18 protein-coding genes are annotated in these 21,947 nt (G+C 68.1%); 12 read left to right on the top strand and 6 right to left on the bottom strand.

Annotated elements, in window-relative coordinates:
* Positions 1–97 precede the first annotated feature (97 nt).
* Positions 98–484, top strand: a complete 387-nt coding sequence (locus tag BEP68_RS05700) for an SHOCT domain-containing protein (protein ID WP_053095723.1) — start codon at positions 98–100, stop codon at positions 482–484.
* Positions 485–510: 26 nt separating this feature from the next.
* Entirely contained in the window at positions 511–933 is a 423-nt protein-coding gene (locus BEP68_RS05695) for a DUF6325 family protein (RefSeq protein WP_053095722.1), read from the top strand.
* Between the two features lie 31 nt (positions 934–964).
* Here the strand turns inward: BEP68_RS05695 and BEP68_RS05690 are convergent, their stop codons facing one another.
* A complete protein-coding gene (locus BEP68_RS05690) occupies positions 965–3,415 on the bottom strand; it encodes a LuxR C-terminal-related transcriptional regulator (RefSeq protein WP_315985275.1) in 2,451 nt (816 codons plus the stop codon).
* A gap of 314 nt (positions 3,416–3,729) precedes the next feature.
* Here BEP68_RS05690 and BEP68_RS05685 point away from each other — a divergent pair, with 314 nt between their 5' ends.
* The 7 genes from BEP68_RS05685 to BEP68_RS05655 all read left to right on the top strand — a co-directional run bounded on the left by BEP68_RS05685 (position 3,730) and on the right by BEP68_RS05655 (position 11,086).
* A complete protein-coding gene (locus BEP68_RS05685) occupies positions 3,730–4,443 on the top strand; it encodes a GAP family protein (protein ID WP_187249473.1) in 714 nt (237 codons plus the stop codon).
* Positions 4,444–4,514: 71 nt separating this feature from the next.
* Positions 4,515–4,943, top strand: coding sequence for a MarR family winged helix-turn-helix transcriptional regulator (locus BEP68_RS05680; RefSeq protein WP_187249472.1), 429 nt, complete (start codon positions 4,515–4,517; stop codon positions 4,941–4,943).
* A gap of 25 nt (positions 4,944–4,968) precedes the next feature.
* Positions 4,969–5,391: an organic hydroperoxide resistance protein gene (locus tag BEP68_RS05675; RefSeq protein ID WP_053095718.1), complete on the top strand. Its 423-nt coding sequence runs from the start codon at positions 4,969–4,971 to the stop codon at positions 5,389–5,391.
* Between the two features lie 44 nt (positions 5,392–5,435).
* Positions 5,436–6,413, top strand: coding sequence for a zinc-binding dehydrogenase (locus BEP68_RS05670; RefSeq protein WP_187249471.1), 978 nt, complete (start codon positions 5,436–5,438; stop codon positions 6,411–6,413).
* Positions 6,414–6,511: 98 nt separating this feature from the next.
* Positions 6,512–8,926 (top strand): glycosyl hydrolase family 95 catalytic domain-containing protein, encoded by a 2,415-nt coding sequence (locus BEP68_RS05665; RefSeq protein ID WP_187249470.1) that lies wholly within the window; start codon positions 6,512–6,514, stop codon positions 8,924–8,926.
* Entirely contained in the window at positions 8,916–9,920 is a 1,005-nt protein-coding gene (locus BEP68_RS05660) for an acetylxylan esterase (protein WP_315985274.1), read from the top strand. The genes BEP68_RS05665 and BEP68_RS05660 overlap by 11 nt, the downstream gene beginning before the upstream one ends.
* Complete coding sequence (locus tag BEP68_RS05655; protein ID WP_083569309.1) at positions 9,920–11,086, top strand: ROK family transcriptional regulator; 1,167 nt, start codon at positions 9,920–9,922, stop codon at positions 11,084–11,086. Before BEP68_RS05660 ends, BEP68_RS05655 begins: the two co-directional genes overlap by 1 nt.
* Positions 11,087–11,216: 130 nt before the next feature.
* Here BEP68_RS05655 and BEP68_RS05650 read toward each other — a convergent pair whose 3' ends face one another.
* The 3 genes from BEP68_RS05650 to BEP68_RS05640 form a co-directional block, all read right to left on the bottom strand.
* Positions 11,217–12,845, bottom strand: a complete 1,629-nt coding sequence (locus BEP68_RS05650; protein ID WP_187249468.1) for an extracellular solute-binding protein — start codon at positions 12,843–12,845, stop codon at positions 11,217–11,219.
* A 63-nt stretch (positions 12,846–12,908) separates the two neighbouring features.
* Positions 12,909–13,892 carry a carbohydrate ABC transporter permease gene (locus BEP68_RS05645; RefSeq protein ID WP_233277305.1) on the bottom strand — a complete coding sequence of 328 codons (984 nt, stop codon included), beginning with the start codon at positions 13,890–13,892 and terminating at the stop codon, positions 12,909–12,911.
* Positions 13,889–14,863: an ABC transporter permease gene (locus BEP68_RS05640; RefSeq protein ID WP_082297779.1), complete on the bottom strand. Its 975-nt coding sequence runs from the start codon at positions 14,861–14,863 to the stop codon at positions 13,889–13,891. The genes BEP68_RS05645 and BEP68_RS05640 overlap by 4 nt, the downstream gene beginning before the upstream one ends.
* Positions 14,864–15,027: 164 nt before the next feature.
* On the opposite strand from BEP68_RS05640, the gene BEP68_RS05635 reads away from it, so the two are divergent.
* The 3 genes from BEP68_RS05635 (at position 15,028) to BEP68_RS05625 (ending at position 20,391) form a co-directional block, all read left to right on the top strand.
* Positions 15,028–17,232 carry an alpha-galactosidase gene (locus tag BEP68_RS05635; RefSeq protein ID WP_187249467.1) on the top strand — a complete coding sequence of 735 codons (2,205 nt, stop codon included), beginning with the start codon at positions 15,028–15,030 and terminating at the stop codon, positions 17,230–17,232.
* Between the two features lie 89 nt (positions 17,233–17,321).
* The gene (locus BEP68_RS05630; RefSeq protein WP_261987727.1) at positions 17,322–19,901 is read left to right on the top strand and encodes a X2-like carbohydrate binding domain-containing protein; all 2,580 of its coding nucleotides are present in this window, start codon (positions 17,322–17,324) and stop codon (positions 19,899–19,901) included.
* An 88-nt stretch (positions 19,902–19,989) separates the two neighbouring features.
* Complete coding sequence (locus BEP68_RS05625) at positions 19,990–20,391, top strand: RidA family protein (RefSeq protein ID WP_187249465.1); 402 nt, start codon at positions 19,990–19,992, stop codon at positions 20,389–20,391.
* A 15-nt stretch (positions 20,392–20,406) separates the two neighbouring features.
* Here the strand turns inward: BEP68_RS05625 and BEP68_RS05620 are convergent, their stop codons facing one another.
* Both BEP68_RS05620 and BEP68_RS05615 read right to left on the bottom strand, forming a co-directional pair.
* Positions 20,407–21,483 (bottom strand): DNA polymerase IV, encoded by a 1,077-nt coding sequence (locus tag BEP68_RS05620; protein ID WP_187249464.1) that lies wholly within the window; start codon positions 21,481–21,483, stop codon positions 20,407–20,409.
* 65 nt (positions 21,484–21,548) lie between these two features.
* Positions 21,549–21,941, bottom strand: coding sequence for a DUF1304 domain-containing protein (locus BEP68_RS05615; RefSeq protein WP_053095709.1), 393 nt, complete (start codon positions 21,939–21,941; stop codon positions 21,549–21,551).
* Positions 21,942–21,947 lie beyond the last annotated feature (6 nt).

The following is a 21,947-nucleotide window of genomic DNA, read 5'->3' as shown; positions in this document are numbered from 1 at the left end:
GGCGGCCGCTCGCCCGCTCCGGGTGAGGGAGCGGCGATTTCGATGATGCTCGGTGCCACTATCACCACAGACAGAAACTCAACGAGAGGAGTCTGCAATGTCCATATGGGATAGCTTCTGGGCCATCATCTGGTGGTTCTTCTGGGCTTTCGTATTCATCTCCTACCTGATGGTGCTCTTCAACATCGTCGCCGACCTGTTCCGTGACCATGCGCTGAACGGATGGCTCAAAGCGCTGTGGATAATCTTCCTGGTCTTCGTGCCCTTCCTCACCGCACTGGTGTACCTGATCGCCCGCGGCCCCGGCATGGCAGAGCGCAACGTCTCGTCCATGCAGGCGCAGCAGCACGCGGCCGACAGCTACATCCGCAGCGTCGCAGGCAGCAGCCCGAGCGACGAGATCGACAAGGCGGCAAAGCTCCTGGCCTCCGGAACCATCACCGAGGCGGAGTTCGCCTCCATCAAGGCCCGGGCCCTGGCCTGACAGCCGAGACTGGGGCGGGCGGACAGATGCCTCGCGAACTCGGGGATGTGCAGATCCTCGTCGTGAGGATCGGCTCCGACCGTCCCAGTCCTGCACTGCTCGAGTCGCTGCTGCGCCAGGTCGAGAGCAGCACGGTGCAGCTGCTCGACTTCTTCCTCCTGCATCGACGGAGCGAAGGGGGCTACGACCTCACCGAGATCGACGAAGCCGAGTTCTCGCTCGCCGGCCTGTCACTGCAGATCGCAGGCCTGGTCGGCAGCGACGACGCCCGGCGCATCGCGATGGAGCTCCCTGTCGGCGCCTGGGCAGCCGTGGTTCTCGTGGAGCCGATGTGGTTCGCACAGCTCTCCTCCGACCTCGCCCGTCTCGGCCACCCGCTCATCGGAACCTATTCCGTGTCCGCGGCGACGGCCAACGCCGTCTGGGAGCGCGCGCGTCGCCGCACCTGAGGTGTGATCGCCCGCGTGCGGGACCTGCGCCTCACAGCGTGGTCCGCACGGCCTCCCGCCGCGACGACACCGCCAGCTTGCGATAGATCGACCGCTGATGGGTCTTCACCGTGTTGATGGACAGGCCCAGCTCGCTCGCGATCTCCGGGAGGGTGCGAGAGGTCTGCAGCTGCCGGAAGACGTCTCTCTCACGGTCGGACAGCGAGCCGGTCACGGGACTCGCTGCATCCGATGCCAGGCATCGGCCGATGAAGTCCTCGAATTCGGAGCCATGGTGCACGTGCTCGCTGAGGAGTCGCCGGACAGCCGTCTCCCGGCGCCCGAACGGCAGACGCACGTTCTCGCCCGACGCGACCGCGATCGCCGCCTCGCACAGGTCATGCGCCTTGTCGTGATCGCCCACGTGACGGCGCATGACCGCGGCCGTGATCAGCGTCGACGACTTGACGTACGAGACCTCCGCGAAGATGCGCATGGATCGCAGCATCTCCAACGCTGCGGCGTAGTCTCCACCCCGGCGGAGCACCCCGGCGAGCGCGACGCCGATGACGGGGAGGTCGGGGATCGCCAGGTGTCGGCGAGCGATCCGCAGGGCTCGCTCCTCGTTTCCTACGGCCTCCTCGAGGAGTGCGATGGCCGACTCTCGGAACACGGGCCACGAGACGCCGTGGAGCAGTTCGAGGGGGATGTCCTGGACGCCGATCGCAGCCCGTCGGCATGCTGCGGCGTCGCCTCCCTCTGCGGCCGCGTACGCCAGCATCATCCGTGCGACCGCCGTGAATGACGGGTCATGCCCGCTGGTCAGAAGCACCGCCTCGAAGTGCCGCACCGCATCGTCGGTCTCACCCGCCCAGTAGGCGACCAGACCGGCTGCTGCTGAAGTGCTGCCGCCGGCATAGCCGATCGCGGCCGACAGCGCGGTGCCGGGAGCCTGGATCTCGGCGAGGGTTCTCTCCGCATCCGTGAAACGCCCCTCCCAGGTCTGGCCGAACGCGAGGTGACCGAGCGCCCGCTTCCACAGCCCCACGTCGCCGGAGCCCTCGATCTCTCGGGCTGCGGCGCCGAAGTACTCGGCCGGAAGCGTGGGATTGGTGGGATGCCGGATCTCCGACCATCCGATGAGGTAGTTGACCGCGGCGCGGTCGACCGCGAGGTCTTTCGAGCTGGCGAGCAGCGAGCGCAACGTGGAACCCGCCGACATCGCGTGCTCACGATCATCGGCGACGAACAGCTGTGCGATCGCGAGGGTCGTCGAGCATCCTCCCCCGGCCCGCCGGTGCGCGGCCTCGGCGCGATCGAGCAGCTCGCGCGCGAGGTGATGCTCTCCTAGCACATCCGTCGCGCAAGCCCGGACGGCGAAGACCTCGGCGTCGTCCGGAAGATAGCCCAGCAGGACGGTGGCGAGGCGCTCGACCTCGGCCGCGCACACTCCCATGACCAGACGCATCCAGTGGCGCATGAAGGTGACTCTGGCTTGCGTCAGATCGTTCGCCCGCAGCGAGTGCGCGACCGACATCAGCGGATCGGTGACCTCGCAGAACTGCGCCACGCGTCTGTGACGCTCGGCACTGCGCTCGGGATCCTTGCGAGCGATCTCGATGCACTGCCGGGCGAACGAGCCATGCCAGCGGTAGACGACACCGTGCGGCGCCTCGAACCGGTCGAGGAAGAGCCCGAGCCTCACGCAGTCGTCGAGCAGCGACGCCGCATCGGCACGCCCGGTCACAGCGCTCGCGAGGTCTGGCGTGAGCTCATGGCAGATGGCGGCATCGAGCACGAACTCTCTGGTCTCGTCAGGCAGCGCGCTGAGCACGTGGTCGCGCACGTAGTCGCCGAGGAACGCGGATGCCGTGGCGGCGTCGGATGAGGGGCGCGCCCCGCCGATCGCCACGAGCTTCACGGCGATCGGCCATCCGTGCGTCTCGCGCAGGATCGTCTCCGCGTCCAGTCCCGTCGCCCCCACGCCCTCGATCCGCTCGATCTCGGACCGCGTGAAGCGCAGTGTGTCGGATCCGACGAAGGCGCCGGGGTCCATCAGATGCTCCCGCGACAGCGTGATGTCCAGAAGGGTCGTTCCCACGAGCACCAGGTGGAGATTGTCCGGCGGCTGTTCGGCCAGCAGTCCGAGCAGTCCGTCTCGCCAGTGCTCACCGGCGCGCTGCGCGTCGTCGATGACGAGGTGCACGATGTCGTCGACCGTCTCGAGGCCCTCGCAGATCTCGGCGTAGGCACGCATCGGGTCGAGGAGACCGCGTGTGAGGGCGAGGGAGCGGCCCGCTCTCTCACTGCCGACGATGAGCGCATCGACCACTCCCTGCGCGAGGAACCCGGGTTCAGCATCCGACGGAGTCAGAGCGAGCCAGGCGAGTTCGTCGGTGCCGGATGCCCATTCGGCGACCGCCGTCGTCTTGCCGTACCCGCTCGGAGCGCTGACGACGCTGAGATGCCGTCCTCTCGCCGCCTCGATCAGTGCATCGTTCACTCGCGCTCGCCGCACACCTCCCGGTTGTCGTTCCGGAGGGCGGAAGCGCACAGCGGGTACAGGACGAGACAGGCGCGTGGGGGAGGCCATGCCCTCAACTTAGCGATGGCCGGTATATCGGACAAGAGCGTGTCTCCCTGACGATCACGGTCGGTGGGAGCGATTCCACGTCGCCACGTCACCGACGACGCCGTCCCGCGAGCCCTCACCCGCATGGGGTGAGAGACCCGCCATCCGCGCCGTCCTCGGTGCACTCTGAGATCAGCGCGTCGGTTCGTGCGCGGGGAGGTTCGCGATGACGGATGAAGCCGGCCATGGGTGAGCTGCTGGTCACGCTCATCCCCGTCGCGCTCGGAGTCGTCCTCAGCCCCTTGGCGATCATGGCTCTGGTGGCCGTGCTGCTATCCCGACGAGCGAGTGCGAACGGCATCGCGTTCCTGATCGGGTGGGTGGTGGGGCTCGCCGGCCTCCTGACACTGGCTCTCTGGCTCTTCACCGTCTTCGAGGTGCACGGGCTTCGCGAACCGCCGCTCTGGGTGCCGATCCTCCGTCTGCTGATCGGACTGTTCCTCGCGGGCGCCGCCGTCTGGGTCTACCGCAAGGGCTCTGCGCGCATCCGTCAGATGGCCGCCGCATCCTCGCCGCAGCAAGTGGTCGCGGCCGCTCCGCAGCTGCCGGGGTGGCTGCATGCCGTCGAGACGTTCCGGCCGGTGCGCACCGGATTCCTCGGGCTGGCGCTCTTCGTGCTGAACCCCGTCGACGCGTCCTGCGCCATCATCGCAGCGCTCGACATCTCGCTCGCGCAGGTCGGCGACGACGCGGTCTGGGTCGCCCTGGCGTTCGTGGTCGTCGGGACGTTGCCCATCGCGGTGCCGGTGTTCTACGTCGCGATCCGAGGCGAGCGCTCGCAGCCGCTGCTCGACTCCGCCCGACGATGGGTCGCCGGAAACACCCACGTGATGAACGCCGCTCTGCTGCTCGTGATCGGCGCCCTCCAGCTGCAGAAGGGCATCTCAGGGCTCCTGTGAGCGAACGACGTCGTCTCGTCGACGAGTTCAGATAGGTTGTGCACAATTTAATCGCGTGCAATACTCGAGGTATGGCCGTGACCGATGAGATGGTGTGCTTCTCGCTGTACTCCGCCGCCCGAGCGACGACGCAGGCGTACCGTGCCCTCCTGGCCCCGTGGGGTCTGACCTACCCGCAGTACCTCGTGCTCGCGATCCTCTGGATGGAGGGCGAGCAGACGATCGGCTCGCTGGGCGACGCCATGCAGCTCGACTCCGGCACCCTCTCCCCCCTGGTCCGCCGCCTCGAGCAGGCGGGCTACGTCGCGCGGGTCCGCAGCTCGGCCGATGAGCGCGTCGTCACCGTGCGACTGACCGACACCGGCATGGCTCTGCGCACTGAAGTCGCTCCGGTTCACACCAAGATCGCCGCCCTCGCCGGAATGCAGGACGACGACCAGCGTCACCGCCTGATCACCGAGCTGCAGGAGCTCACCGCACGCCTGCAGCTCGCCGACTGACCCCAACCCGGAAGGAGTCCACACGATGGACGCTCTCTACACCGCCGAAGCACTCGCCACCGGAGCCGGACGAAACGGCCGCGTCACCACGGGCGAGGGCCGACTCGACCTCGACCTCGCCATCCCGAAGGAGATGGGCGGCAGCGGCGACGGCGCCAACCCCGAGCAGCTGTTCGCGGCCGGGTACGCCGCCTGCTTCCACTCCGCACTGCAGACCGTCGCACGTGCGCAGAAGGTGAAGATCACCGATTCGTCGGTCGGGGCCCGCGTGCAGATCGGGTCGAACGGCGAGGGCGGATTCGGCCTCGCCGTGCAGCTCGAGGTCGTCATCCCCGACCTTCCGCACGAGCAGGCTCAGGCGCTCGCAGACGCCGCCCACCAGGTCTGCCCGTACTCCAACGCGACGCGCGGCAACATCGACGTCGCGATCACCGTCTCCGACGACTGATCCCGCTCGACCTCCACCACGACCGATCCCACAAGGAGAACATCATGCGCGCCCTCACCCACGAGACCTTCGGCGAACCCGAAGAGGTCCTCACCGTCACCGAGCGTCCGACGCCGGAGCCCGGCCCCGGCCAGGTCCGACTGAAGATCGTCCTCTCCCCCATCCACAACCACGACCTGTGGACGATCCGCGGCACCTACGGCTTCAAGCCGGAGCTCCCGGCAGCTTCGGGCACCGAGGCTCTGGGAATCGTGGATGCTCTCGGCGAGGGTGTCGACGATCTCTCCGTCGGTCAGCGCGTCGCGACGGGCGGCACCTTCGGCGCCTGGGCGGAGTACGTCGTCGCGAACGCCGCGGGCCTCATCCCCGTGCCGGAGTCGCTCAGCGACGAGAGCGCCGCGCAGCTCGTGTCGATGCCGTTCAGCACCATCAGCCTGCTGCACTTCCTGGGCGCCGAGAAGGGCGACTGGATCGTCCAGAACGCGGCGAACGGCGCGGTCGGTCGCATGCTGGCACAGCTCGGCGCCGCTCGTGGCGTCAACGTCATCGGGCTCGTCCGGCGCTCGGCCGGGGTCGATGAACTGCGCGAGCAGGGCATCGAGAACGTGGTCTCCACGGATGCGGACGACTGGCGCGAGCAGGTCGCCGCGATCACCGGTGGCGCGCACGTCGCCTTCGGCATCGACTCGGTGGGCGGCTCGTCGGCCGGCGACGTCCTGTCGCTCCTCGGCGAGGGTGGCACTCTCGTCGCGTTCGGTGCCATGAACTCCCCCACGATGGAGATCGCCTCGGGCGACGTCATCTTCAAGCAGGCGACCGTCAAGGGCTTCTGGGGCAGCAAGGTGATCCAGACCATGGATGCCGGCACGCGCGGCGCCCTGTTCGGCGAACTGATCCAGCGCGTCAGCGACGACACGCTGACCCTGCCCGTCGCCGGCGTCTTCGATGCGGCGGATGCCGCAGAGGCAGTCCGCGCAAGCAACACCGCGGGCCGGGTGGGCAAGGTTCTCCTGCAGTTCTGACCTGGTCAGGCGCAGGGCGGTCGGATTACTTGACAGCGGCAATTAATGCCGCCTACGCTGACGGTGACATCGAGATCGATCGAACACACCGGAGTGCGATGACCGACACCCTGCGCCTCACCTGGGACGCCCCCGCCACCCGCTGGGAGGAGGCGACGCCCCTCGGCAACGGCCGCATCGGCGCGATGGCGTTCGGCGGCTCCGACGGCCACTATCAGCTGAACGACTCGACGATCTGGTCGGGAACGCCCGACGGCCCCGCGCGCGCATTGCAGAAGGTGCGTGACGGGGGTGCAGGCCCCGAACGGCTCGCGGCCGTCCGTGAGGCCCTCGCTGCCGCCGACGTGCGCCGGGCGGAGGAGCTGCTGATGGCGTTCGAGGGCCCCTACTCGCAGGAGTTCCTCCCTCTCGCCGATCTGCTCGTGCGCGTGGCGGACGCTCGATCGGATGAGACCGTCCCCGCTCGCATCCTCGATCTCGACAGGGCAACCCTCGTCGAGTCACTGCGCACCCCCGCCGGCCGAGTGACGCGACGGTCCTGGGTCTCGGCTCCGGCTCACGCCCTGATCATCGAGCTCACCTCGGACGACGAGTTCGAGACCACCGTCGAGCTGTTCACCCCGCTCCGCGGTCGCGTCGTCGACGCGCTCGTGCTGGATGTGCAGGTTCCGATCGACGGCGCCCCGCTGCACGAGGACTCCGTCGACCCCCTGCGCTACGCCGACGACGATGCCGAGTTCGACGCCTACGCGGCCGTCGCCGTCTCCCTCGACTCGGATGGCGAGGTGGGTCGCCACGACGATCGCATCGTCGTCCGCCATGCCCGCCGCCTGCTGATCGCCCTGTCCACTTCGTCGCGCGCCGGGTCGTGGTGGGCCGACGCCGACGGGGACTGGCGGATCGCCTCACGCGAGGCGATCCGGGATCGCGCACGAGAGAGGGCGGAGGCCGCGGCTCAGCGCGACGCCTCGTCTCTCCTCGCCGAACACGTCGCCGACCGGCGCCGCATGACTCGGGCGCGATTCGCGATCGGCAGTCGGCGTGAGGGCGAGTGGAGCGTCGATCGCGACGTTCTCCGCGGCTCCGACCCCCTGCTCCGCGCGACGATCGCCGCCGAATTCGGTATGTACCTCCTCGCGTCGAGCTCTCGTGCCGGCAGCCCTGCGGCCAACCTGCAGGGGATCTGGAACGACCAGCTGCAACCGGCCTGGTCGTCGAACTACACGATCAACATCAACACCGAGATGAACTACTGGGCGGCGCCGATGCTGCTCGATCCTGATGTCCTCGAGCCGTTGATCTCCCTCGTCGAGCGCCTCGCCCGCACCGGCTCCGACACCGCCAGGGAGCTGTACGGAACGCGCGGATGGGTCGCCCATCACAACAGCGACGTCTGGGGGTGGAGCCTGCCGGTCGGCGACGGGCACGGGGCGGCGAGCTGGGCGATCTGGATGATGGGCGGAGTCTGGCTCACCCACAACCTCTGGGACGCGTACGAGTTCGGTGGCGACGATGAGCTGCTCCGCGCTCGCATCTGGCCGCTGATGCGGGGCGCGGTGGAGTTCTGCCTCGACTGGCTGACTCCGGGCCCCGACGGGTACCTGCACACCTCGCCGTCGACGGCCCCCGAGAACTCCTATGTGGCCGCCGACGGTCTGCCGACGCCGCTCGGCCTGACCGCGACGTCGGATCTCAGCCTCATCGGCTCGCTCTTCGAGCGCGCGCTCGTCGCGATCCGCCGACTCGGCATCGACGACGCACTGGAAGCCGAGGTGCGCGAGGCGCTGGCAGCCCTCGCTCCGTTGCGTGTCGGCTCCGACGGCCGACTGCTCGAATGGTCCGAAGAGGTCGACGAGCATGAACCGCTGCATCGGCACCTCTCCCCCGTGGTCGGACTCTTCCCGCTCGACCAGGTGACGCCCGAGCAGACTCCGGAGCTGTTCGACGCGTCTGTGGCGCTCATCGACGCACGCGGGCCGGGAGCCATGGGCTGGTCGTGGGCGTGGAAGGTGGCACTGCGCGCCAGGGCACGGCAGGGCGACATCGCCGCATCGCTGCTCGAGGAGGCGCTGACGCCGTTCGACGGCGACGCCACGCGGCACGGGCCCGTCGACGGCTCGGAGTGGGGAGGCCTGCTCCCCAACCTCCTCAGCACGCATCCGCCCTTCCAGATCGACGGCAACCTCGGATTCCCCGCCGCGATCACCGAGATGCTCGTGCAGAGCCACGGCGGCACAGTGCGTCTGCTTCCCGCGCTCCCCGCATCCTGGACCCACGGAGACGTCCAGGGCATCGCCGTGCGACCTGGCCTCGTGCTCGACCTCGCCTGGGCGGACGGGCGGGTGATCTCGGGTGCTCTCCGCAACCCCGGCGAGCGCGACAGGGAGGTCTCCGTCTCGAACGGCGAGCGGGAGGCGATCATCGCTGTGCCGACGGGCGCTCGGATCGATTTCGCCGATCATGATCTTCTCTTCTCCGCGTCGGCCGACCAGGAGGAGTCCCGTGCGCGGTGAGGTGCGTGAAGTCGTCGCCCCCACCACGCAGACCGAGCCTGATGACTTCGATGCCTTCTGGGCGGACACGATCGCTCGCACTCGGAGCTTTCCGCTCGACCTCTCCGTGACCCCGATGCCCACGCGTCTCACTCAGATAGACGTGTACGACGTGTCGTTCCGCGGGTACGGCGGAACACCGATCCATGCCTGGCTGCGCGTGCCGCACGGTGCCGCGGAGCCCCTCCCCGGGCTCGTGCAGTTCTTCGGCTACGGCAACGGCCGAGGTCATGCCCTGCGCGATCTGCGATGGGCTGCCGCGGGCTACGCGCACTTGGTGGTGGACGCGCGGGGGCAGGGACACGGCGACACCGATGACGATCATGCCGACGGCGGTCCGTCCGCCGGCGGATTCCTCACCCGCGGCATCCGCTCGCCTCAGGAGTACTACTACCGCAGGGTGTATGCGGATGCCGTGCGAGCCGTCGACGCGCTCCGTGCCGTCGACGTCGTCGACGCGGATCGCGTGGGTGCGGTGGGCGCGAGCCAGGGAGGCGGGATCGCGCTGGCGATCGCCGGCCTGGTCCCCGACCTCGCCGTCGCGATCGTGCAGGCACCCTTCCTCTGTGAACTCGACCGGGCCGCCACGCTGAGCACCGAGCACCCGTACACCTTGCTCACCCAGTACTTCGCGGATCGGCGCGGCGACGCCGCAGCGGCTCTCGAGACGCTCCGATATTTCGACGGGATCAACCACGCGAAGCGTGCGACGGCCCCGGCTCTGCTGAGCACGGGACTCCTCGACGGCATCGCGCCGCCCGAGACCGTGCTGCCCGCATTCGCCGCGTACGGCGGCCATAAGACCGTGGTCCTGTGGCCGTACAACGGGCACGAGGGCGGCGGAGACCTCGACGAGGAGAACGCCCTGGAGTTCGCGGCCGAGCACCTGGGCCTGCACAGCCGACCGCCTCACGGCGGATTCGCTACGATAGCCGACACGACACGAAGGACCTGATGGACCACGACACCGCAGCGCGAACCACCCTGATCCGCTCGGCGTCCGACGCGGGATCACGGGTCTTCGAGACGATCCTGACGCGCAGTCCCATCAGCCGGATCGACATCGCCCGCCAGACGGGGCTCTCCCAGGCCGCCGTCACGAAGGCGGTGGCCCCGCTCGTCGCGGCCGGCCTCGTCGACGCGCCGCCCGCCTCGCACCGCGACGGCACCCCCGGACGCCCGGTGAGCCCCGTCTCCATCGTCCTCGAGTCGATGGTCATGATCGGCGTCAAGGTCAACGTCGACGAGATCATCGCCGTCGCGACCGATCTCGCCACGACCGTGCTCGCCAGCACCCGTCGTGCGCTTCCCGCCGACGATCCGCACACCGTCATCGACGCCATCTCCGACGTCGTCGCCGCGCTCGCGGCCGAGCTCGGCGAGAGCGCGTCGGCCATCGCGGGAGTCGGAGTGTCGGTGTCGGGTGACGTCGACAGCATCACCGGGATCGTGCGCGAGTCGAACATCATGGGGTGGGCGGACGTGCCGCTCGGCGACCTGCTCCAGGAGCGCCTTCCCTGGCCCGTCACGCTCGAGAACGACGTGCACGCGCTGACGATCGGAGAGCACTGGTTCGGTGTCGGGCTCGGCACCGCCTCGTTCGCGATCGTCACCATCGGACGCGGGATCGGCAGCGGACTGCACCTCAACGGAGAGGTCGTGAGCGGCGCGTTCGGTGTCGCGGGCGAGATCGGGCACCTGCCGCTCGCCGATCCGGCACTCGTCTGCCCGTGCGGGCGTCGCGGCTGCGTCGAGGCCGCCGCCTCGACCGGAGCGATCGAGGCGGCGGTCTCCGGTGCCCTCGGCCGGCCGGTCGCGATCGATGAAGCCGTGGCTCTCGCCCACGCCGGAGACGCCGACGCCGACGCCGCGTTCCGCGAAGCCGCCCGCCTCATCGGCACGGCCATCGCCACCCTCGTGAACCTCACCGGTCCCGAGGTCGTCATCATCGGCGGCGAGGGCGTCTCGGACTTCGACCTGTTCGAGAAGACCCTGCACGACGCGTTCGAGGCGCACGCGTTCGGCGCTGCGGCGCGCTGCCGCATCCTGACCCGTCCGCACACCTTCGAGGACTGGGCGCGAGGCGCATCCGCCGCCGCCATCCAGTCGCTCGTGCGCTGACCGTTCGGGACGAGCGGAAGAAAGGGGACGGATGCCATCGGCATCCGTCCCCTTCTCGCGCCCGGCCCGCCACGGTCCGCAATGCAGAGATGCGCGGGACGGATGATCCGTCCCGCGCATCCCGTGTCGATCAGAGTGCGTCGTACGCGGTCTGCAGCAGCTCCAGGTAGCGTGCGAGCCCGAGGCCCTCGATGTCGGCGACGTACGCGTCCCACGCGCCGTCGTCCGTGATGTCGCGCTGCCCCGTGACGAACTCCGCCTGGGCCTGCGTGATGTAGGTGGCGATGTTCGTCTGCAGCTCCGCGAGCTCGGCCGAGGTCTCGAGGTCGGGCCACAGCTTCTCGATCGGGAAGATCACGCTCTCGTCGGGCTGGAAGGGCTCGTACTCCTGCGTCGCGTAGAGCAGACGTCGCTCGTATCCGTCGGGCGTGTAGATGTCCTCCGGCACGACCTGGGCGTTGCGGAACTCCAGCGAGTCCCAGTACTGCGACATCGAACGCCACGCGGCGTTGGAGGTCTCGTCATACGTGATGGGACGGAATGTCGGCTCGAGCTCGGGGTCGAGCGCGAGGTCGCCGTCGACCGCGGGCACCCATGCCTCCCCCTCCGGTCCCATCGACGCGCGGATCTGGCCCTCGTCCGTCGCGAGGTAGTCGAGCAGCTTGATGGCCTCGATGCGCTCGTCCTCGGTCGACTTGTCGGTCAGCGCGAACGTGCCCACCGGATTCACCGGCGACCGCCACGTGGCGAGCTGAGTGCCGTCTGGACCCGCGATCGGCGCGACCGCGTCGTAGTTCTTGTCACGTCCGTCAGGAGAGTCCGCCGATACGAACACGTACGGGTGCAGCGTGACGGCGGAGCCGAGGATCTGCGCGTCCGCGCTGTCTCCGAGCGCCTTGAGGGCGTCGCCGTTCTGCGTGAACGCCCCGGTGTCGAGCAGCCCTTCCTGCGCCAGCGACGTGATGTACTCCAGCCCCGCCCGCCAGCTGTCCGAGGTGGCGTTCAGCGCGACCTCATCGCCGTCGAGCACGAGAGGCGGCGGGCTCGAGGGTCCGCCGACCGGCGCATAGGTGAAGGCGTTCATCAGATAGTTGATGATCGGCTCCGACGCCGAGCCGCTCAGCGGCACCTCGTCGGCGGCACCGTTGCCGTTCGGGTCGCCGTCCTTGAAGGCGCGCAGCACCGTGCGCAGCTCCTCGGTGGTGGTCGGCTGCTCGAGTCCCAGGGCGTCGAGCCAGGTCGTGTTCATCCAGAGCTTCGACGGGTAGCTGCAGTGGAAGCACTCGCTCCACTGAGTGATCGCGTAGATGTGGCCGTCAGGCGCGGTGACCGACTGCTTCCAATCGGGCTTCTCTTCGAATCGCTCGGCGAGGTTGGGGGCGTATTCGTCGATGAGGTCTTCGAGGGGCACGAGCACCCCCTGCTGCCCGTACTTGAGGATCTCATTGCGCGAGAATCCGTCGACCCACGGCACGAGGAAGTACGCGTCGGGGTAGTCGCCGCTGGCGAGCGAGATCTGTCGCTTCTCCCCCGCGACGCTGCCGTCGTAGGTCGTGGTCTGCCAGTCGAAGTCGATGTCGAACTTCTTCTCGACCTCCTGGGTGAACAGATTGTCCTTGAGCGAGCCGTTCTCGCCCTGCGGGCCGAATGCGACGAGCTGGCCGTTGTCGTCGCTCGCCGGGGTGCAGGCGGCGAGCGCCAGTCCCGTCGCGACGACGGTGACCGCCGCGATCGCGCCTCGTGTGATGCGGTGTGTCATTGCCGGAATCTCCTTTGACCGGTTCAGGTGTGCGGGTGTGTGGTGGGTCTGTGAGAGGAGTGGTCAGCCCTTGACGGCGCCGACCATGATCCCCTTGCTGAAGTGCTTCGCGACGAACGGGTACACGATCAGCATCGGCACGGTGGCGATGATGACGGTCGAGTACTTGAGCAGGTCGGCGAGCTCTCGACGTTCGAGCTGGGCGGCCAGGTCACCGCCGCCTCCGCCGTCGTTGAGGATGAGGATGCCTCGCAGCACGAGCTGCAGCGGCTGCAGGTCGGCGTCGCGCAGATAGAGCAGCGCGTCGAAGTACGAGTTCCACTGCATGATCGCGTACATCAGCGCGATGACCGCGAGCAGCGGCTTGGCGAGCGGCAGCACGATGGTCCAGAGGATGCGGAGTTCGCTCGCACCGTCGAGCTGTGCCGCCTCGTAGACCTCGTCGGGGATCGACGAACGGAAGTAGACCATCGCGATGATCACCTGCCAGACGCCGATCGCGTTCGGGAGGAGCATCGACCATCGGGTGTCGAGCAGGCCGAGCGACTGGACGACGATGTACATCGGGATCACTCCGCCGGAGAACAGCATCGTGAAGACGACGCCGCCGGTGAGGGTCTTGCGCCCGAACAGGTTCGCCCGGGACAGCGGATACGCGATGGCGACCGTCCCGGCGACGCTGATGATCGTGCCGACCACGGTGTAGAACACAGAGTTGCCGAATCCGCGGAGGATCGCGGGGTTGTTGAGAGCTTCGGTGTACCCACGGAGGGTGAAGTCGACGGGCCAGAACAGCACCCGGCCGGATGACACCGCCTGAGGGCTGGAGAACGAGCTGGCGACGATGTTCAGCAGCGGCAGGAGCACGACGAGCAGGAAGACCGTCAGCAGCAGGTAGGCGGCGATCACGAAGACGCGATCCGCTCTGGTCTCCTTCACCTTCACCCCGGAGGCCAGGGGGTCCCGTCGGCGGCGGCCGCGCCCTGAGCCCGATCCGACGACGATCTCCTCGGTGAGCAGGGGCTGCTCTCTGATCACGGTGCTCACCACAGCCCACTTCCTGTCACTCGCTTGGATATGCCGTTGACGACGAGCAGGAGCACGAGGCTGATGACGGCGTTGAAGAGTCCGATGGTGGCTCCGAGGCTGAAGTTGGCGTTCAGGATGCCGGTCTTGTAGACGTACGTCGGGATGATCTCCGACGTCGAGAGGTTCAGCGCGTTCTGCAGGAGGAACGCCTTCTCGAACCCGATCGCCATGATGTTGCCGACCCCGAGGATCAGGATGATCGTCGCTGTCGGCAGCAGGGACGGCAGGTCGACGTACCAGATCTTCTGCAGCCGTGATGCGCCGTCGATCTTGGCGGCCTCGTAGAGGGAGGTGTCCACGGACGCGAGGGCGGCGAGGTAGATGACCGCGGAGTACCCGGTGGTCGTCCAGATGTCGGTCGCCACATAGATGTGCCGGAAGAAGTCGGCGCTCGCCAGCAGATCGACCTGACCTGCGCCGAAGAAGCTCAGCGTCCGGCCCAGGATGCCCACGCGTGGAGACAGCAGCAGGATCGTCATCGACACGATCACGACGGTGGAGATGAAGTACGGCGCGTACGTGACGAGCTGGACCGTGCGGGTGAAGAAACGCAGTCGGACCTCGTTGAGCAGGATCGCGAGGATGATCGGCAGCGGGAAGCTCGCGATCAGGGTGTAGACCGCGAGGATGAACGTGTTGCCGATGAGCTTGGGGAACACCGGGTTGCGGAAGAGTGCGGTGAAGTTGTCGAATCCCACCCAGGGACTCCCCCACACGCCGTCGATGGGGTTGTAGTTCTTGAACGCGATGACCGCATTGGCCATCGGCACGTATCGGAACACGATGAACCAGATGACGGGCAGGAGCAGCAGCAGGTACAGCTGCCAGTAGCGGCGCAGGCTGCGGACGAATCGCGAACGTGCGTCGGTGCGTCGAGGACTCGGCGGCGAGATCTCGACCGGTGGTGCGTGCTCAGCACTGAGCTTCATGATCGCCCTCCCAGGGCAGGATTACTTTACGTCGTAATAAAATCACGCCGAGCCGAAAAAGTAAACGCTCGATTTCCGGTCGGCGATTTCGAGGGATCGCTTGCACGTCCATCTCAAACGTGATTTATTGACGTTGTCAAGTAACTACCGGAGGGTCTCATCCCATGACTTCCCGTGCAGACACCGTCGTCGCACTCCGCGCCGCTGGTGCCGCCTTCATCGTCCAGATCTCCGACCCGATCCCCCGTGTGCTGCACTGGGGCGCGGACCTCGGAGACCTCGATCCCGCAGCCGTCTCGGCGCTCGCCCTCACCGCCGGGCCCGCCCAGCTGAACAACTCCCCCGACATCCCGCGTGCCTTCTCCGCACTGCCCACCGAGTACGAGGGCTGGTCGGGAACCGCAGCTCTCTCCGGTCACGCGAGCGGACGCGCCACGACCCCCCGACCTCGACTCGTGGGACACGATGTCGAGATCCCGTCCGACGGCGTCGGCGGGCGCATCGTCCTCCGGTTCGACGACACGATCAGCGGCATCCGCACCGAACTCGCATATCACCTCGACCCGCACGGAGTTCTCGCGGTCGACACGTCCCTCGCACGCGACGCCGCCCTCAGTCCGCGCATCGGTCGGACCCCCTACACGGTGGGCGCCGTGCTGTCGCTGCTTCCGCTCCCCGAGCGCGCGACCGAGATCCTCGACTTCACCGGGAAGTGGTGCCGTGAGCGCTCCCCGCAGCGTTCGCCCTTCGGCTTCGGCACCCACCGTCGCGCCGCGCACCGCGGCAAGCCGGGACACGACTCGCCCTTCCTGCTCGCGGCCGGAACCGCCGGATTCGGCTTCCGGCACGGAGAGATCTGGGCCGTGCACCTCGCGTGGAGCGGTGAACAGCAGTACCTCGCCGAGCGCCTTCCCGAGGGCGCTGGCGTGTTCAGTTCGGTCATCGGAGCCGGTGAGGAGCTCCACCCAGGCGAGATCATCCTCGAAGACGGCGACCGCTACGACGCACCGACGGCGCTGTTCCTCTGGTCCGACAGCGGACTCGACGCCATCAGCGACCGACTCCACCGGCGCCTGCGCGCGCGTCCGACGCATCCGCGCTCGCCGCGACCCCTGGTGCTCAACACCTGGGAGGCGGTCTACTTCGACCACGACCTCGAGCGCCTCACCGCGCTGATCGAGCGTGCGGCGGAGGTGGGGGTCGAGCGCATCGTGCTCGACGACGGCTGGTTCCGCGGGCGCCGCGAAGCGGATGCCGGCCTGGGCGACTGGTTCGTCGACGATGAGGTGTGGCCGGACGGACTCGGGCCCCTCGTCGATGTCGTGCGTGCTCAGGGGATGCAGTTCGGTCTCTGGTTCGAGCCCGAGATGATCAATCTCGACTCCGATCTCGCGCGCGCCCATCCGGACTGGGTACTGGGTCCGGCCGAGGGCCTCGGCCCGGAATCCCGGTCGCAGCACGTTCTCGACATCGCGCGCCCCGAGGCGTACGACTACCTTCTCGCGCGTCTCGACGCTCTCGTGCGCGAGCACTCGATCGACTACCTGAAATGGGATCACAACCGCGATCTTCTCGAAGCGGTCAGTCGCGGCGGCGATGGGGACAGGCCCAGCGTGCACCGGCAGACGGCCGCGCTCTACCGCCTGCTCGACGAGCTGCGGTCGCGGCACCCGGGGCTCGAGATCGAGACATGCTCGGGCGGCGGCGGACGCATCGACCTCGGGCTCCTCGACCGCACCGATCGTGTCTGGGCCTCGGACTGCAACGATCCTGTCGAACGCGTCCAGATCGAGCGGTGGACGCGCAGCCTCGTGCCTCCCGAACTCATCGGCTCCCACCTCGGCTCCGCGCGATCGCACACCACCGCCCGCACCACCGATCTGTCGTTCCGTCTGGCGACGTCGCTGACCGCGCACGCCGGCATCGAGCAGGACCTCACCGTCGTCGACGACGGCGAGCTGGCGGCGATCGCCCGCTGGACCGCGATGTACCGCGAATTCCGCGACCTGCTGCACAGCGGTCGCGTCGTCAACGCGGACCTCGCGGATCCCGCGACGTCACTCTCGGGAATCGTGGCCCGAGACGCATCCGAAGCGCTGTTCACCTGGAGCCGGTTCACGACATCGGCATCGGGCCAGTCCGGTCGGGTGCGTTTTCCCGGACTGGATGCCGCTGCGCCGTACACCGTCCGGATCCGCGAAGATCTCGGCGCGTCGAGCAGACACGGTGGAGACCCCGAGTGGGTGACGGCCGCCGTCGCCGTCCCGGTCGAGATGCCCGGGTCCGTCCTCGTCACCGCCGGCGTACCCCTGCCGACGCTCAATCCGCAGCAGGCGATGCTCATCGAGATCAGGCGCGCAGACGGCTGACGGTCACACCTCCTTCCCATCCCCCGACAGAGCAGTCGAACGAGAGGAAAGCAATGAACGCACACCGACAGAGAAGGAGAGCGGCCTCGTTGACCGCGGCACTCGCCGCGACAGCGATCGTCCTCGCTCTGGCACCTGGCGCGAGCTGGGCCACCGAGGCGACACCGGAACCGACTCCGGCGCCTGAGACGACGCCGACGACGGCTCCCGCGCCGACGGAAGACCCGGCCCCGACCGAAGACCCGGCACCGACCGAAGAGCCGGCACCGACTGAAGAGCCGGCACCGGAACCTGCTCCCTCGAGCACCCCGGAGCAGGAGCCACCGGCGGATGCGACGCGAACGCCTGCGGACGAGACCGAAGACGGCATCTCGAACCGATCGGCCGCCCCCTACATGGGCTGGAGCAACTACAGCATGCAGGTGTACGAAGGAGGCCAGTGGATCACCGCCGATCAGATCATGGCTCAGTCGGATGCCATGCATGACAAGCTCCAGGATTACGGCTACGACTACATCAACATCGACGCCGGCTGGAACGGAGGCCAGGACGAGTACGGACGCCCCATTCCCAGCACGACGCTGTTCCCCGACGGGCTCGACGCGGTGATCGACCACGTGCACGACAACGGCCAGAAGGTGGGTCTGTATCTGATTCCCGGGATGAGCCTCGAGACGGCGCAGAAGGCGCTCCCGATCTACGGCGCTCCCGGCTGCACGACCGAGAATCTGCTCAAGCAGCCTCTCCAGCAGGGCGACTACTGGGGCTACGGGTACCGACTCGACTTCGACAACCCCTGCACCGAGAAGTACATCGACTCGATCGCCGATCTGCTCGGCGAATGGGGAGTCGACTTCATCAAGTTCGACAGCGTCACCCCCGGCTCCGGAATCAGCGACCTGTCGATGGACGCCCGCGAGGAGGTCGCCGCCTGGTCTCGGGCGCTCGACCGCAACGACATCTGGTTCGAGCTCTCCTGGGCCGTCGACATCGACTACGCGGACTACTGGAAGCAGTATGCAGACGGCTGGCGCATCGACTGGGACGTCGAGTGCTACTGCGGCGATGAGGCCCTGACCACCTGGGAGAACGTCGCCCGCCTGTTCCCGAGGCTCTCGGACTGGTGGCGCCACGCCGGGCCCGCAGGCTGGAACGACCTCGACTCCCTCAACGTGGGCAACGGGAAGATGGACGGCCTCACGCGCGACGAACGCCGCACCGCGACGACGCTCTGGGCGACCTCCGCGGCGCCGATGTACCTGGGCAACGATCTGACGAACCTCGACGAGTACGGGCTCGAGCTGATCACCAACCGCGAGGTCATCGCCGTGAACCAGGCAGGCGTGCCCGCTCGCCCCGTCTCGACGACGACGAAGCAGCAGGTCTGGTACGCACTGAACCCGGATGGCACCTACACCGTGGCGCTGTACAACCTGGGCCGCGCAGACGCCGACATCACGGTCGACTGGTCCGACATCGGACTCGACGGCTCCGCGAAGGTCCGCGATCTCTGGGCCGGCAAGAACCTGGGATCGGAAGCGGAGGGCTTCACCGCCGAGAGCGTGCCGATCCACGGCGTGCGCCTGCTGAAGGTGACGCCCGCGAAGCAGGCGGCACTCACCGTCAACGACGACTCGCTGCGGGTCGGCTACGACGGGGCGTGGGTGCGCAACGACGGCAACGAGGTGCCTGCGACATCGCAGCCCTTCACCGTCGCGGTGTCCGACACCCCGGGTGGAGGCACGCCCGAACCGCCCGCCACCGGGCTGACAGTGACCCTGAACGACGACGATTCACGCATCGGCTACAGCGGGTCCTGGGGCGACAGCAACAACCGCGGGCTGGGCGACCACGGCGACGACGTCCACTATGTCGAGACGAACGGAGCGGCCTTCGAGTACACGTTCCAGGGAACCGGGATCCAGTACGTCACCGAGAAGCACGAATCGCAGGGCGAGGTCGAGGTCTACCTCGACGGACAGCTGGTCGAGACCGTCGACACCTCGCTGCCCGCGGCCGACGGGCGCCTCTCCCAGCAGGTGGTCTACGCCGTCGCCGATCTCGCGAGCGGAAGTCACACCCTGCGGGTGGTCAAGAAGTCCGGATCCTTCATGCTGCTCGACAAGCTCGTCGTCACTCTCGACAGCCAGCTGAGCACGACCTCGGGTGCGTTCAACAAGGCCGCTCCCGCCGACGTGACGGTCGATGTGCTGCGCGACCCGAGCGAGCTCTCCTCGATCAGCCTCGGCGGTGAGCCGCTCGAGCGCGACGCCGACTACACGCTGTCCGGATCGACGGTCACACTGAAGTCGTCGTACCTCGCCGCGCTCCCGGTGGGAGACGCGACGCTGGACTTCGCGTTCACCGGAGACCATCTCGACGATGTCCACGCCACCACGGCCGACGGCGACTCCGTGTCGTTCACGTTCCGCGGGACGGGCGTCGCGTGGCTCGGCCCGAAGGCACCCGACCAGGGAGCCGTCGAGGTGTACATCGACGGCAAGAAGGTGAAGAGCGTCGACACCCACGCCGAGTCGCGCGTCTCGAATCAGACCCTGTTCGAGGCGACCGGGCTGAAGGACGGCGAGCACACGATCAAGGTCGTGAAGACGTCGGGAGACGTGCTCCGCACGGACGTGTTCCGATACACGGTCAAGAAGGTCGGCTGATCCCCGTCGGGGCGGGCCCCGTGCCCGCCCCGATGCACCGCCGACGAACCCTCTCGCGGATGTCCGCCCCCGGGTGCACACTCTGCAGATGGAGATCACACTCGCACAGCCGGCGGGACTCGTCGTGAGCCCCGCCTTCAGTCATGTCGCCGTCGTCCCGCCCGGGGCCACGACGATCCACGTCGGCGGCCAGAACGGCGTCGATGAGACGGGCGCGCTCGTCTCGACGGATGCCGCCGAGCAGTCGCTCCGAGCGGTCCAGAACGCTCGGATCGCGCTCGAGTCGGCGGGCGCAGGCCTCGACGATGTCATCAGCTGGACGATCTACATCCACCAGGATGCCGATCTTCGTGCCGCCTACGGTGCCGTCGCAGCGACGCTCGCCCGTGACGGCGCCCCTCCGTTGGTGACCGCAGCCCTCGTGGCCGGCCTCGGCGTCCCGGGCGCAGTGATCGAGGTGAGCGCGATCGCCGCCGTCATCCGCGAATGACCGCGGCGCGCCGACTCAGATCCTTCCGCGCACCGGGGTCCGCTCGGCCGAGTCACCGCCCTCGGGCATCGCCATCTCCGCGCGGACGCCGAGCAGTCTGACCTCCCGGTCGTGATCGAGCGTGGCACCGAGCACCAGTGCCGCCTCGATGACCGTCGCGCGCCGGGTGGTCGGCTCCGGCAGCTTGCGGCCGAAGGTCTTGGTCTCGAACGGCGCATAGCGCACCTTCAGATGCACGCGGACGACCGGGCGCCCCTCGGCGGCGCAGTCGTCGAAGGCCTGCCCCGCCAGTTCGGTCAGCGCCGCCTGAACCTCTGCAGTCGTCGTGAGGTTCTGCTGGTACGTCATCTCGCGACTGTGGCTGCGGGCCACCCATGGGGCGCTGTCGACCACCGTCGGACCGAGACCCGAGCCCAGCCCGTGGTACCAGACGCCCATCCGCGGTCCGAACTCCGCGATGAGCTCTGCCTCGTCCGCGTCAGCGAGTTCACGGACCGTCGTTACGCCGTGGGTGGCGAGCCGCTTCTGAACCTTCGGGCCGACTCCCCACAGGTCCCGAGTAGGCCGGTCTCCCATCACGTCGAACCAGTTCTCGGCGGTGAGCCGGAAGACGCCCCGGGGCTTGCCGAACTCCGTGGCGATCTTGGCCCGCACCTTGTTGTCGCCGATACCGACCGAGCAGTGCAGTGCCGTCGACTCGAGCACCGCGTTCTGCGCGCTGCGCGCCGTCTGCTCGGGGTCGTCCGTGGTCACGCCGAGAAAGCATTCGTCCCAGCCGATGACCTCGAGCACCACCCCGGGCAGTGCACGCAGTGTCGACATCACCTCGGTCGAGGCCGACTCATACGCGTCGTGGTCCACCGGCAGGAAGACCGCGTTCTCAGGCGCCTTGCGTGCCGCGATCTTCAGCGGCATGCCGGATCCGATGCCGAACTTCCGCGCCTCGTACGACGCCGTCGACACGACGGCGCGCTCCGTCGGGTCGCCCCGGCCGCCGACGATCACGGGGAGCCCGGCGAGCTCCGGTCGGCGCAGAACCTCGACCGCAGCGATGAACTGATCCATGTCGACGTGCAGCACCCAGTCGGTCATGCACCGAGTGTGGCCCGTACCGGGCGAGTTGTCACCCCTCGGACACGATCAGCGCATCACCGAGATCAGCCGATCGAGACGGCGATCGCGGTCGCGATCACGGCGAGGAGCGGCAGCGTGCCCTGCATCACTGCGGCGCGTGCCTTCGTGCGATCGGAGAGGATCAGCACCAGTGCGGCGGCGAGCATCATCCCCGTTCCGGCGAACACGAGAGTCAGTCCCACCGTTGTGAAGCCGATGATCACGAAGCCGACGCCGAGCAGCGCGGTCAGCGCGAGGAACAGGTTGTAGAAGCCCTGGTTGAAGGCGAGCGCCTTCGTCGTGAGGGCGTCCGCCTCGCTCGCGACGCCGAAGATCTTCCTCGTCTCGGGCTCTGTCCATCTCAGCGACTCGAGCGCGAAGATGAAGACGTGGAAGGCGGCAGCGGCCGCGGCGAGGACGAGTCCGACGATGAGCATGACTCG

Origin of the sequence: Microbacterium sp. 4-7, from assembly GCF_014332665.1 — a bacterium.
GTDB lineage: Bacteria > Actinomycetota > Actinomycetes > Actinomycetales > Microbacteriaceae > Microbacterium.
Note: the sequence above shows the minus strand (reverse complement) of the source record. Positions and strands in the feature narration are given on the sequence as shown.

Bases quoted from the DNA above. Each gene is read 5' to 3' on its own strand.
- BEP68_RS05695 (WP_053095722.1), top strand. From the start codon at position 511: ATGCCTCGCGAACTCGGGGATGTGCAGATCCTCGTCGTGAGGATCGGC.
- BEP68_RS05665 (WP_187249470.1), top strand. From the start codon at position 6,512: ATGACCGACACCCTGCGCCTCACCTGGGACGCCCCCGCCACCCGCTGG.
- BEP68_RS05655 (WP_083569309.1), top strand. From the start codon at position 9,920: ATGGACCACGACACCGCAGCGCGAACCACCCTGATCCGCTCGGCGTCC.
- BEP68_RS05625 (WP_187249465.1), top strand. From the start codon at position 19,990: ATGGAGATCACACTCGCACAGCCGGCGGGACTCGTCGTGAGCCCCGCC.
- BEP68_RS05685 (WP_187249473.1), top strand. From the start codon at position 3,730: ATGGGTGAGCTGCTGGTCACGCTCATCCCCGTCGCGCTCGGAGTCGTC.
- BEP68_RS05670 (WP_187249471.1), top strand. From the start codon at position 5,436: ATGCGCGCCCTCACCCACGAGACCTTCGGCGAACCCGAAGAGGTCCTC.
- BEP68_RS05650 (WP_187249468.1), bottom strand. From the start codon at position 12,845: ATGACACACCGCATCACACGAGGCGCGATCGCGGCGGTCACCGTCGTC.
- BEP68_RS05615 (WP_053095709.1), bottom strand. From the start codon at position 21,941: ATGCTCATCGTCGGACTCGTCCTCGCCGCGGCCGCTGCCGCCTTCCAC.
- BEP68_RS05680 (WP_187249472.1), top strand. From the start codon at position 4,515: ATGGCCGTGACCGATGAGATGGTGTGCTTCTCGCTGTACTCCGCCGCC.
- BEP68_RS05635 (WP_187249467.1), top strand. From the start codon at position 15,028: ATGACTTCCCGTGCAGACACCGTCGTCGCACTCCGCGCCGCTGGTGCC.
- BEP68_RS05620 (WP_187249464.1), bottom strand. From the start codon at position 21,483: ATGACCGACTGGGTGCTGCACGTCGACATGGATCAGTTCATCGCTGCG.
- BEP68_RS05675 (WP_053095718.1), top strand. From the start codon at position 4,969: ATGGACGCTCTCTACACCGCCGAAGCACTCGCCACCGGAGCCGGACGA.
- BEP68_RS05640 (WP_082297779.1), bottom strand. From the start codon at position 14,863: ATGAAGCTCAGTGCTGAGCACGCACCACCGGTCGAGATCTCGCCGCCG.
- BEP68_RS05700 (WP_053095723.1), top strand. From the start codon at position 98: ATGTCCATATGGGATAGCTTCTGGGCCATCATCTGGTGGTTCTTCTGG.